This is a genomic window from Paenibacillus ginsengarvi, from assembly GCF_003626695.1.
Taxonomy (GTDB): Bacteria; Bacillota; Bacilli; order Paenibacillales; family NBRC-103111; genus Paenibacillus_AB; species Paenibacillus_AB ginsengarvi.
In genome coordinates, this window is sequence record NZ_RBAH01000041.1 from 36,665 (window position 1) to 47,958 (window position 11,294).

General features: G+C 46.5%; 14 protein-coding genes and 2 pseudogenes. 5 read left to right on the forward strand and 11 right to left on the reverse strand.

Going from position 1 to position 11,294, the window contains the following annotated elements:
• Window positions 1-311: 311 nt before the first annotated feature.
• The 10 genes from D7M11_RS33680 to D7M11_RS33720 form a co-directional block, all read right to left on the reverse strand.
• A complete protein-coding gene (locus D7M11_RS33680) occupies window positions 312-1,052 on the reverse strand; it encodes a hypothetical protein (protein ID WP_120751667.1) in 741 nt (246 codons plus the stop codon).
• A gap of 238 nt (window positions 1,053-1,290) precedes the next feature.
• Window positions 1,291-2,712 (reverse strand): DUF5050 domain-containing protein, encoded by a 1,422-nt coding sequence (locus D7M11_RS33685; protein ID WP_120751668.1) that lies wholly within the window; start codon window positions 2,710-2,712, stop codon window positions 1,291-1,293.
• A gap of 29 nt (window positions 2,713-2,741) precedes the next feature.
• Window positions 2,742-2,930, reverse strand: a complete 189-nt coding sequence (locus tag D7M11_RS37015; protein ID WP_120751669.1) for a hypothetical protein — start codon at window positions 2,928-2,930, stop codon at window positions 2,742-2,744.
• Window positions 2,931-2,932: 2 nt separating this feature from the next.
• Window positions 2,933-3,313 (reverse strand): VOC family protein, encoded by a 381-nt coding sequence (locus D7M11_RS33695; RefSeq protein WP_120751670.1) that lies wholly within the window; start codon window positions 3,311-3,313, stop codon window positions 2,933-2,935.
• Entirely contained in the window at window positions 3,310-3,447 is a 138-nt protein-coding gene (locus D7M11_RS36615; protein ID WP_158606977.1) for a hypothetical protein, read from the reverse strand. Before D7M11_RS36615 ends, D7M11_RS33695 begins: the two co-directional genes overlap by 4 nt.
• Before the next feature lie 51 nt (window positions 3,448-3,498).
• A complete protein-coding gene (locus D7M11_RS33700; RefSeq protein WP_120751671.1) occupies window positions 3,499-3,969 on the reverse strand; it encodes a DUF4871 domain-containing protein in 471 nt (156 codons plus the stop codon).
• 150 nt (window positions 3,970-4,119) lie between these two features.
• A complete protein-coding gene (locus D7M11_RS33705; RefSeq protein ID WP_120751672.1) occupies window positions 4,120-4,539 on the reverse strand; it encodes a VOC family protein in 420 nt (139 codons plus the stop codon).
• A gap of 204 nt (window positions 4,540-4,743) precedes the next feature.
• Window positions 4,744-7,020, reverse strand: a complete 2,277-nt coding sequence (locus D7M11_RS33710) for an ATP-binding cassette domain-containing protein (RefSeq protein WP_120751673.1) — start codon at window positions 7,018-7,020, stop codon at window positions 4,744-4,746.
• Window positions 7,021-7,189: 169 nt separating this feature from the next.
• Complete coding sequence (locus tag D7M11_RS33715) at window positions 7,190-7,744, reverse strand: dihydrofolate reductase family protein (RefSeq protein WP_120751674.1); 555 nt, start codon at window positions 7,742-7,744, stop codon at window positions 7,190-7,192.
• A 329-nt stretch (window positions 7,745-8,073) separates the two neighbouring features.
• Window positions 8,074-8,463, reverse strand: a complete 390-nt coding sequence (locus tag D7M11_RS33720; protein ID WP_120751675.1) for a VOC family protein — start codon at window positions 8,461-8,463, stop codon at window positions 8,074-8,076.
• 209 nt (window positions 8,464-8,672) lie between these two features.
• Between D7M11_RS33720 and D7M11_RS37620 the strand changes: the two are divergent.
• The 5 genes and pseudogenes from D7M11_RS37620 to D7M11_RS37965 all read left to right on the forward strand — a co-directional run.
• Window positions 8,673-9,544: pseudogene (locus D7M11_RS37620) on the forward strand (transposase); the annotation flags it as partial.
• A 256-nt stretch (window positions 9,545-9,800) separates the two neighbouring features.
• The gene (locus D7M11_RS33735; protein WP_120751678.1) at window positions 9,801-10,271 is read left to right on the forward strand and encodes a hypothetical protein; all 471 of its coding nucleotides are present in this window, start codon (window positions 9,801-9,803) and stop codon (window positions 10,269-10,271) included.
• On the forward strand, window positions 10,264-10,512 hold the full coding sequence (locus D7M11_RS33740; RefSeq protein WP_120751679.1) for a helix-turn-helix transcriptional regulator: 249 nt from the start codon (window positions 10,264-10,266) through the stop codon (window positions 10,510-10,512). The genes D7M11_RS33735 and D7M11_RS33740 overlap by 8 nt, the downstream gene beginning before the upstream one ends.
• Window positions 10,513-10,536: 24 nt before the next feature.
• Complete coding sequence (locus D7M11_RS33745) at window positions 10,537-10,719, forward strand: zinc-binding dehydrogenase (protein ID WP_120751680.1); 183 nt, start codon at window positions 10,537-10,539, stop codon at window positions 10,717-10,719.
• 44 nt (window positions 10,720-10,763) lie between these two features.
• Window positions 10,764-10,934: an NUDIX hydrolase gene (locus tag D7M11_RS37965; RefSeq protein ID WP_193556347.1), complete on the forward strand. Its 171-nt coding sequence runs from the start codon at window positions 10,764-10,766 to the stop codon at window positions 10,932-10,934.
• Between the two features lie 248 nt (window positions 10,935-11,182).
• Here the strand turns inward: D7M11_RS37965 and D7M11_RS37630 are convergent.
• Window positions 11,183-11,294: pseudogene (locus tag D7M11_RS37630) on the reverse strand (IS30 family transposase); the annotation flags it as partial.

An 11,294-nucleotide genomic window follows, 5' to 3' on the forward strand; every position in this document is an offset into this window, starting at 1 on the left:
CTGCGGAGTGCACTGACTCTTTCCGCTTTGCGACCATTCCCTTGCTGCCTAGTTACCATCTCACCAAAAAACCTCTTGCCTTCCGCAGAGGAAGATTTCCAACCGACATAGCTATTTTGGCGTTCCCTTCGACTATCATCTTCGGGAATTTCACAAGCTTCTTGTCACAAATCGGGAATGTCACAACGTTCTTGTCATCGCCCAATGTCAAGAAACTTGTGACATTAATAAAATAAGCCGCGATTTACGCGACTTTAAATGTAACAATGTTTGTGACTTCCGACATGAAATCAGTCACTATGGCCGCTGATTCATTTAAATGTAACTCCATAATAACCCAAGTTGCAGCCGCCTTCCCTTTCAATTTTAACTGTCTTTTGCTCATTATTGTCGAGTACTTGGTAGTTTACCGTAGAAGGACGAACCAGTTCAATGAAATAATCCCCTGGCGGTACTTCCTTGCCGTCCATTCCGGTATGGTCCCATGTAAATGATGCAATATAAGCGAATGAACTTGGAATTACCCCCGAAAAAGGCGGCAACTTGTGGCTATATACAACCTCATGACCGTCCTTTACACGAACTTGAAAAGTTAGTTCAATTGGACTAACCGATATATCTTCTTTCATATTGTTGTGGATTTGGGCATAAAAAGCTTGGTCATTCTCATAAGCACCCCCGGGAGAAATAAAAAACGGGACACCTGGAGCGCAATTCGCTACCAGTTCCCCCACCCGCTTTAATCTCCACTCGATCACGGGCTTTCCTTGGTAAATATCAATTTTATGCGCCCAGTTCGTCGCTTCCGATCCCGGCTCGTATCCGACTGACGCACCCATCTTTTCAGAAAAAAGCCTTAATGGGATATAAGCCTTATTTTTATAATTGATTACGCCATTATCTCCAGAGACATCAATAGCTTCTACATCCTTTCCGTTATGGATCGTAACCATGCTCGGAAAAAGAGTTCCTTGAATCGTTGAAGAGGGCACCGCTGCCGTTAGAAGTGTCAAAATAAACCCGCACACTAATCCAAACATCCATTTTCTCAAAATAACCATCCTCCCGATCCGCGTAATTCTTGATTATTTTCCTTATATTGTTAGATGCAAGAAAAGCCTTTTTGTTACGTTATCCTGCCCCGTTACTTCAACGGACAACGGCAGCCGATCGTGTGCCGGCTGCCGTCATGTAGTGACTGAGCTATCGTGTTCCGTTAGTGGAGACGAGAAATTTTAGACCGCGCGAACATTGAAGCACATTATTCATGCATGAACAATGGCCTGATCGCTATTTCATTTCCATGCGGTCGAGCCGGCTGTTTCCCTCCCATGAGTGGTTGTAGTACAGTGTGTCGCCCGCAAAGTAAAGTGTAGTCGCACGAGCGGTCGTCAGGCCAGTTCCCCCCGAACCGTCAAGGCGGAACTTGTCGATATTGCCGGAACCCATAATTCTGAAATTGCCTGCGGCCATGTAAATCCAGCCCTGGTGGTAATGAAACGCCCTAATCAAGCCCTCCGAGGAGGTATGCAGCGGAATATCGACCAGTCCGTCTCCGCTCATTTTGTTCAATTGTATACCATTCTGGCTAACATAATAGATCCACCCGTCGATGAGGATCGCACGGGTCACATCTTCGCGAAGCTTCCGATTATCGGAGCCGTCCAGGTTCATCCGAAACAGCATGTTCTGTCTGACATAGTAGATCGTATCCCCATCCAGAAAAAATCCGGAAAAGGACGAACTTTGGTCTTTGGCCAGGAGCACTTGGTCTTCCGTACCGTCAGTCTTCATCCTACGAATGCTGTCGGTCCAGTAATAGCCGCCGCCGTTTGTATCATGCATGTAATAAATCCAGCCGTTGTTCACCCATAGCTTTTCGGCAGGACCGGCGAAAAGCTGCGTGCGCCCGGTCCCGTCTGTTTTGATCTTATAGATGCCGCCGGGATCATTTGGGGAGGGAATCGTGTAATATAGCCAATCCCCTTCGATGTTGAGGTACGAGGCATTGTCGTCCGAAAGCCTCACTTCCTCGCTACCATCCGTTTTGCGTTTCACCAGTTGACTCGTTCCGAAATATTTGATCTCCGGATTCATATAGATCCAATCGCCTTGAACGGCTAGTTGTCCGTTATTCGCCACATTGAGCGCATCGGCCTGCTTCGCTTGCACATTCGTTCCGCCTCCGCAGGACTCGATCCCGAGGCCATGTTCCGCATCCCAGCTTGTCATCCATCCGAAAACGTCGTGCGTAAACCGCCACGTCATCGGAAAATACGTGATATTGCGGTAAAGCAGCAGCGGATACGGTTCAGCTGCATTGTCGATCCCTTGTCCGTTTACCTGAACTGGAAACATGGCAAGCTCAGCCTTTTGTGTATCGTCGTATGAATTGATTGTGGAAGTCAAATTCTGTTGGAGCGGTATGCAGGCGTTCGTATTTGCCAGCGACATCCCCTGCATTGGGTCCCACTGTGCCGTAAGCCCCAGTGCGGTCATGTTGTTCCAGGTCATCGGGAAGTACGTGATGTCCTTATACACGAGAAGTGGATATTCGCTGTGCCGCACATCCAGCACGGTACCGTTCACGGTTATGCGAAATTCGGGAAAGCTTACCTCGACCCGGTCAGTTGCAGCATTTGAGACTGTCGGCTGCAAGGCAAGCGGTATACTCAAAAGCAATGCATAGAGACAAAGGCGGGCTTTGTTCAAATCGAATTCATCTCCTCATGAATTACTTCTTATATGTTATAAACGGTCGTTATTTCCGAAATGTTGTAAAAAAAGATGTTGTAGCTGAAGCTCCATTTGGCAGAACTACCGATCCTGCCCGTTACTTCAATGAACTGGAGCAGGTCGCCGCGGCGTCTGCTCCAATCATCAAATTTCCCGCTATCGTCTCCGTTAGCGTAATCATCGAGAATATACATGGTTATACTTGGTTGTACTTTAAAATCGAAAACATATTTCCATCAGGATCTACAAACTCGAAGAACCATCCCATTCCTTCGTCGCGTATATCGGTTGCTGAAATTCCCGCGTCACGAAGTTCTCGATGAAGTTGTTCAATTTCATTAGTTGTAAAACCAATTATCGGTCTGGTTACACCTTCATTCGACCACACCGCACGAGCGGATGAATCCGACTGATTAAGCACCAATACAGGTCCATTTTGTAATTTCATCACGACCATTGAATCGTTTTTAAATCCAGGTTCAAATCCAAGATATTTATGATACCAGTCTAGAGAACGTTGTAAGTCGCTAACAGGAATATCATTAAAGTGAATTTCTTCAATTAGGCACTTCTTCATATTTCACCTCGCAGTTTGGTCAAGATAAGTTCGTTCTTCTGGTCATAAATTCCTTTTTTATGTTGGACAATTTCAGTAAACTGCTCCGTTACTTCAATAAACATCAAGAGGAGCTGTCCTTGCGGCAGCTCCATGCTATCGTGCTCCGTTAGCGGAATGACTAATTTTCAATAAAAGTACTTGAACTATTTTACATCGATGGAGACGCTACCGAATAATTCTCCACCTAAATAGGCATTAAGTTTCCATTTTCCTGAATTAGGTAGTTCTAGACCTGAAGGTAAATGAGCATCCGCCCCATTGTTTGGACCACCTAAACCGTAATTGTACTCCCATACATATTTTTTATCCGGAGTTCCCATTCCCTCAAGCAAAACTTGATGCTTTTCGCCTGTTTTCAGATCAATGGCTTCAACTTTAAAGGGAACTCGAGCTAATTCTTCTTTCGTACCCCAGAAATGCCACATGTACTTATTCGGTTTATTCGCAACAAAACCGCTAGGAGCTAAAATACCAATTCTTCCTTCAATGCCCTGTAACGTATATACTCCGCTCTTGAATGTAGGGCTTGCTTGAACATCAACATCTTGTTTTTTACATCCAGTTGTTGTTGAAGTAATTAACATGAGAATAAGTAAAACAATAATATTTTTCATAAATTCCTCCTTTTCATGACAAAGTTATTGTTATTTTAGACGTATTATATCACCCTCTAGTTGCGTTAAACTGCCCGTTAGCTCAACAAGGCCGCCGAATCCTTCCGGCAGCCTTGTCTTTGTGATTACGCAACTATCGTCTCCGATAGCTCAAAAACCCTCAATATGTAAATCGGGGTAGTTCGCTACATTAATAACATTCCCCGAAGGATCTGTAACATTGAATTCAGGAAAGCGATCAATGTTCCAGGTGTGCGTTATTTCGGTTACTTCCTCATTAGCCTCAACGAATGTTCGGTAACACTCAAAAACATTAGATGTTTTTATACAAAGAACTGCATAAGGTTTTCCTTCTGATACAAATTGAATCGGTAGTGGTTGCTCTACTCGCTTTAAAAACAAGTATGGACCTGGTTCAAGCTTTAAATCAGATTCGTTTTCAGTTTTCCAGCAGTGTGTAAAACCGAAATATTTCTCATACCAAGCTACTGACTCGTCAATATCCCTGACCGGTAATCTCACCTGAACTACTGTATTAACGAGTGATTTGGTCTCCTCGGTGTTAATCATCTTAACCCCTCCTTATTCATTGTTAATCTCGGGCTTATTATACCGATCATTTGTTCGCTTGTAAATATTTCCCTTCATATTATCCTGCCCCGTTACTTCAACGATCAGGAGCAGGTCGCCGCGGCGCCTGCTCCTGATCTTATGATTATACTATCGTTCCCGAAAGCTTAATCTCCTCGATCTGGTCCGTTGCAACGTACCCCGTCAGGAAGACGCCCCCTGACCGGTTTCTGCCTTGCGTAAATACACCCCCGTTATCGAATGCTCGGCAGCAGCAAGCTGGACAGGGGTGCCTTCGAATACAATTCGGCCACCCCGGTGGCCGCCCTCAGGACCCATGTCAATGATCCAGTCTGCGCTCTTGATCACATCCAGGTTGTGTTCGATGACCACCACCGTGTTGCCCCCGTCGACCAAGCGGTTCATAATGTCCATCAGACGAGAGATATCGGACATATGCAGTCCAGTTGTCGGCTCGTCCATTACATATAGACTGCCTTCCTTGTGAAGTTCCCCGGCCAGTTTGATGCGCTGGCATTCCCCGCCTGACAAGGTGCTCAGAGGCTGGCCAAGCGTTACGTATCCGAGTCCCACATCCTCAAGCGTCCGCATTTGACGGAGCAGTTCCTTCCCGCTGAAGAACGCCGAAGCTTCCCGTACCGTCATAGCGAGGACGTCGCTGATGGATTTTCCTTTCAGTTTATACTGCAGCACTTCATCACTGAACCGTTTGCCCGCGCATATTTCACATGTCGTCCTTACCGGCTCGAGAAAGGCCAGGTCCGTATATATCATCCCAAGACCCTGACAGTTGGAACAGGCTCCCTTGGAGTTGAAGCTGAACAAGGAAGCACTCACCTTGTTGGCTGCTGCGAACAGCCGGCGGATCTCGTCCATCATCCCCGTGTAGGTAGCCGGATTGGAGCGTATGGACGTGCCCACGGCCGTTTGATCAATGACAATCGCTTCCGGATGCGACGGCAGGAATGCTCCGTTAATCAGTGTACTTTTGCCTGAGCCGGCTACTCCCGTTACCACAGTCAGCACACCGACCGGTATATCGACTGTCACATCCTTCAGATTGTGCAGGCTGGCGCCGGCTACGGTCATCCGACCCTTGGGCACCCTAGTTGAAGTTTTCAAGGGCAGACTTTGCTTCAAGTACCGTCCTGTCAAGGTATCCGCGCGGAGTAAGCCCGCAAAGTCGCCTTCGTAGACGATTTCTCCGCCGCGGGTTCCCGCATGAGGTCCAACATCGATGATGTAATCGGCGATCTCCATTACTTCGCGGTCATGTTCGACGACAAGTACAGTATTCCCTTTGTCCCGGAGCTGGCACAGCATGCCGTTCAGACGACGGACATCCCGCGGATGCAGTCCGACGCTCGGTTCATCGAAAATGTAGATCATGTCGGTAAGACTGCTGCTCAGATGCCGGATCATCTTGATGCGCTGCGACTCCCCGCCCGACAAGGATGCGGTTTGACGGTCCAGACTCAGGTACTCCAGCCCAATAGAGACCAGATGGTTCAACCGGATCAGAATCCCGTCAATCATCGGACCAGCAACGGGATCCTGTATAGCTTCAATAATACGTATGAGCTCGCCAATCTCCATCGCTGCGCACTGGGCAATGTTGTATCCGTTAATCCGGCAGCCCAAGGCCGCTTGATTAAGCCGGCTTCCTCCGCAAAGGCTACACTCGCTATAAGATAGAAACAGGTCAAGGGTTTCTCGTTTGGACTCTGACAACTCACTACTATCCCTCTTTAAATACAGGCGGGTCAGCTTGGGCAGCAGACCTTCATAATCCGATTCGATATCGCCGCCTTTGGTGCGGTATACGATCTTGCTTTCTTTGCCGTGGAGGAGGGTATCCCATTCTGCCTGCGTATAGTCGGCAAGCCGCTTGTTATTGTCGAACAAGCCGGAATGGGTATACGTATTCAAGTACCAACTTCCCACTTTGAATACGGAGAACAGGATTGCGCCTTCATTCAGTGACTTGGACCTGTCGAGCAACTTGTCCACATCAAACTGCACCACCTGTCCGACTCCGGAGCATTCCGGGCACATGCCAGCCGGCTCGTTAAACGAGAAAAAATGTGAAGAGCCGACAAAAGGCTTGCCGATTCTGGAAAAAAGCAACCGGAGCATGGCATAAATATCTGTGATTGTGCCGACCGTCGAACGGGAGTTACCGCCGAGCCGTTTCTGGTCGATCACAACCGCCGTAGACAAGTTCTCGATGAGATCGGTATCCGGCTGACTAAACCGGGGCAGCCGATTGCGGATGAATGCGGTAAAAGTCTCATTAAGCTGTCTCTGCGCCTCTGCGCTTACGGTGTCGAATACCAAGGAAGATTTCCCCGAGCCCGAGACGCCGGTGAAGATTGTGATTTTTCGCTTCGGTATACGGACATTCACGTTTTTCAGGTTATTCTCACGTGCTCCTTTGATTATGATGTCTTCGACGTTCATAGACTCCACCTCGGATTTCCATTTTCTTAGTTTCACAGTATAACGGAATAATCACGACAAGTTTTAGACTGAACCCAGTAGATGAAAAAGCGGCGGTCGAAGACTAGAAAATAAAGTCTTTGACTTGCCGCTGTTAAAAACGATTTTATGATTGGAATGTACAATATTATTAGTTCCCATCAAAATGATAAAATAGTTGTACAACGCCTGAGGAGAACGTTCTTGTAGTAACCAGTTTTAAATTCAATCTCTGTTTTATATCCACAAACAGCGGTTTCCCTTCTCCCAAAACGACAGGGTGAACAGATAATCTAAATTCATCAACAAGTCCTAAATTGATAAAAGTTGTAATAAGACTTGCTCCGCCATATAGCCAGATGTCTTTACCAGGCTTATTCTTTAATTCATTTACTTTTTCAAGAATACTATCATTTATGAATTTTGCTTTATTATCCGTTCCCTTTTGCGTCCTGGAAAACACATATTTCTCTTTACTATGAACCAATTCCCAGAATTCTCTTTCAGAATCCGCATGTTCAAGTTCCGGAGTAAATTGTCCCCATAAATCATAGCTTTTTCTTCCATATAAAATGGTATCAATTTGATTTAAAAAATGATTAAACCCCATCTCAGAGTCCATAATGCACCAATCAACTTCACCATGTTTTCCTTCAATAAAACCATCTAAAGTAACAGCTAAATCTAAAATTATTTTTCGTTTCATGATTTGTTACTCCTTTCGTTAATCTATCACCATTATAGACCTCATATACGTCACCTATTGTCATATTAATAAAAGAGAGCTCTCCGTCTGAGCGATTCCCTGAAAAGCAATACAGCATTTATTCTACGCGGGTTCTCATCAATCGTTTAAAAAAAGAGTAGTAATATTCTTTTCAAGAATCTGCCCAATCTTACTTTATTCTGCCGCCAAGCATTGTGGTTATTCATTGACATAAACCGCCAGTTGCTTCAATGAACTCAAAGAGGAGCTGTCCTTATGGCAGCTCCACGCTATCGTACCCGTTAGTTCAACCGAACGAATAAATTGTTCTATCCTTTAAAGGGCTCATGTACAACCAGCATATTTCCACTTGGGTCGAAGAACTCAAAGTCCATTCCTTCCCCTCGTTCCTCTCTAACCTCACCAATTCGAACGCCGTTGTTCCGCAGCTTTTTTAATAGTGTTCGTATATCTGCTGCTTCGAGGCCAATTACTGGAGTTATGCCATCTTTCAATTGAAAATGAGCAAATGTATCATGTTCAGTTTCCCACAAAAAGAAATGGGGACCAGTGGGAAGCTCAAGGATAACCATCTTGTTATCCCCACGTTTCCATTTTACTTGGAATCCTAGATTTTCTACATACCAATCCATGGACTGAGTTAGCTGTTTTACTGGAATCATAACATGAGAAACTCGATTAATGATTACATCGTACATTAAGGTCTCGCCCCCATATTGGTCATGGTAAATTAACCCACATACAGAATAACGAATGTATGTTCTCTTGTAAAGATGCTCTTTCTAGATAATCATCACGCATAACTCCCTTTAGCTTAATGAAAACGGCAGCCGATCTTCTGGCCGGCTGCCGTTGTGTCTATTTTAACTATCGTCCCATTTAGCTCAAGCCTTACTTTACTTTATCTCAACTGGAGACGATCATCGACGCTTTACATGAGCCGCATGTGGGACAACGTCCGAAACCGCGCACGTATCGAGAAAAGGCACGCCGTGCGTACCTGTCTCTCGCCAAGCAACGCCGAATCGGCTATCGGGCACTCCGCCGGGGAATCGGGAAGCAGCTTACCTTTATTAAGCGAGATCTTCGCATCATTGAAGAACTGGCGGCGATCACGGCGCTCAGCAGACGGCAATACAAGCAGTTGCTTGTCATTCAGGAGTTGTATCGGCAGCAACGACTGATGTACACGAAGCGAGTCTATCATGTGGAGGATCGCATCGTCAGCATTCATCAACCGCATATTCGTCCAATCGTTCGCGGGAAAGCAAAAGCGAAAGTCGAATTCGGTGCGAAGGTGTCCGTTAGCATGGTGCAGGGTTACGCTTTCTTAGAGCGCCGGCAATGGGACAACTTCAACGAAGGCGTCACCTTGATCGAATCGGTGGAGACGTAAAAAGCTCGGTTCGGCGTGTACCCGAAAGAAGTGATGGCCGATCGGATCTACCGAAACCGGGAGAACCGTGCCTACTGCAAGAGCGCGGCATTCGGCTCAGCGGGCCTCCGATCGGTCGACCTTCGAAGCAGGCGGACACGGCGGAGATGAAACGAACCGCCAAGCTGTATGCAGGCGAGCGCAATGCGATCGAAGGCAAGTTTGGTGAAGGAAAACGAAAATATGGGTTGAATCGAATCCGGGCGCGACTCGAGCAAACGAGCGGGGCCGTCATCGCCCTGCAGTTCCTCGTGATGAACCTGGAACGCCGCTTGCGGCTCCTTTTTGTCTTTATTTTCAACATGCTGCTGATTCGCAACGCCCACAAACGAATTGCTCTGTAATGTTTCGTTCAGCAAGCCCTATGTACCACAACTGTTATATCATTTTTTAAAAATACCAATATGTGCTCTTGTATGAATACTTATACATAAAGGCATGACAGGAGAGTAAGCCTTGGGATGATGGTTTTGAAAAATTGGCATCCAGCATACATCTCATGCGGTTATCTGGGTAATGTGTAATAAATACTTTACACATAGTAAAAAATAATATACTCTATGTATGAAAACTTTTACACAAGAAACGGAGATGATCCCAATGTATGATCAGGAGAAAAAGACAGTCGCCTCATTGCTCGCAAGCCTGATTGTTCTTATTGCTTATGTCCTGTACAGTTATGCCAGGATCCGGGAGCGAGGGGCTGATCTGGAGTCCAACCTCACCTGGTGGGCGGGTGTTATACTGGTGTTCATTGGGATCGGCATCGTCGTGTACAGCATTATCCTGATTGTGTTTCGCATTCTGAATGCGATTGTGATACAAGCACGGAAGGAAGAAGACGATTCGACGGATGTCTTAGACGAGATGGACAGACGGATTATGCTGATTGCAACGAAAAACGGGTTTATTGTTGTCAATGCAGGATTTATCGCCGCGCTCGTTACTCTCGTCCTGGATATGCCGTCTGCTGTCATGTTGAATATTGTGTTCCTGTCCTTTCTTGCCGGGGCGATGGTTGAGGGGTTCTGGAAGTTGTTACTGTACAGAAGAGGGATCGGGAATGGATAACATCACGATTACGAACCATATACGTCGGTTGCGTTTTCACCATCATGAGATGACACAGCTCGAGCTGGCGAGGAGAACGGGTGTTACGAGACAGACCATTGTCGCTGTAGAGAACGGCAAGTACTTCCCCTCGCTGGAGCTTGCGTTCCGGATTGCCCATGCGTTCGGTGAGAAGCTGGAGGATGTGTTCGTCTGCGAGTTCACGGGAACAGACGACAATACAAGGAGGGGAACACGATGAAAGCAGTCGGACAGCCGCAAGACAATCGCCAGAGTCGTCACGGAAAATGCGGAGGACCTACGAACGATTGCGGGTTTGGCTGTAGCCGGAACGTATAAGGTGGTCATTGACCGAACGTGGCCTCTGGAGGAGATGTCTGAAGCACATCGTTACGTGGACACAGGTCGCAAACGCGGTAATATGGCAATAAGGGTAATGGAGTTATAGCGCTGTTTCGAAAGCGACAACTTTCACATGCATTTCTCACTTTGTTGAATGAGAAGATGCTGATGGGTCGCAGGGCAGCCGTGGATGCCATGGATGTTCGTTTGTTCCCCGTCCAGAAAGCCCTTTCTATGGAGCTAGCTTTCGATCATCGTCAAATTCTTGAGGATGCGCTCGTGGAGATTCGCAAACAAATGCTGACTACCATTGATTGCTAAGGAATTTCTACCTAAGGAATTCACTATAAGCGAGCTGTATCAGGTCATTCAAGCTGTTGTGCCTGAATTTGACGAGAAGAATTTTATGCGATCACATCAACCCAAAGTCGCAAGGGTATCATTGAGGAGGTGAGGGATCATAAGAGCGATTTGAAGAAATCGAATGAATACTCACAAAGAGCTGCACAGTTGTATCGCTATTCCGAAACGGAGCCAAGGTTGTCTCTATATCAATAAATGACGGATTGTCAAGCTAAGTGCGACAATTCGTCCATGAATGCTTCGTGAGCCGATTTCCAGCCGAGACATTTACGAGGGCGAAGGTTGATAAGACGAAGAGCTGTCGCCAACTCCTCATCC

What these genes read in the sequence shown, in the direction of transcription:
- D7M11_RS36615 (WP_158606977.1), bottom strand. Translation starts at nt 3,447, where the DNA reads ATGGAGCTGCCGCAAGGACAGCTCCTCTTGATGTTTATTGAAGTAACG.
- D7M11_RS33695 (WP_120751670.1), bottom strand. Translation starts at nt 3,313, where the DNA reads ATGAAGAAGTGCCTAATTGAAGAAATTCACTTTAATGATATTCCTGTT.
- D7M11_RS33740 (WP_120751679.1), top strand. Translation starts at nt 10,264, where the DNA reads ATGGATAACATCACGATTACGAACCATATACGTCGGTTGCGTTTTCAC.
- D7M11_RS37015 (WP_120751669.1), bottom strand. Translation starts at nt 2,930, where the DNA reads ATGTATATTCTCGATGATTACGCTAACGGAGACGATAGCGGGAAATTT.
- D7M11_RS33700 (WP_120751671.1), bottom strand. Translation starts at nt 3,969, where the DNA reads ATGAAAAATATTATTGTTTTACTTATTCTCATGTTAATTACTTCAACA.
- D7M11_RS33735 (WP_120751678.1), top strand. Translation starts at nt 9,801, where the DNA reads ATGTATGATCAGGAGAAAAAGACAGTCGCCTCATTGCTCGCAAGCCTG.
- D7M11_RS33720 (WP_120751675.1), bottom strand. Translation starts at nt 8,463, where the DNA reads ATGTACGATGTAATCATTAATCGAGTTTCTCATGTTATGATTCCAGTA.
- D7M11_RS33705 (WP_120751672.1), bottom strand. Translation starts at nt 4,539, where the DNA reads ATGATTAACACCGAGGAGACCAAATCACTCGTTAATACAGTAGTTCAG.
- D7M11_RS33715 (WP_120751674.1), bottom strand. Translation starts at nt 7,744, where the DNA reads ATGAAACGAAAAATAATTTTAGATTTAGCTGTTACTTTAGATGGTTTT.
- D7M11_RS33710 (WP_120751673.1), bottom strand. Translation starts at nt 7,020, where the DNA reads ATGAACGTCGAAGACATCATAATCAAAGGAGCACGTGAGAATAACCTG.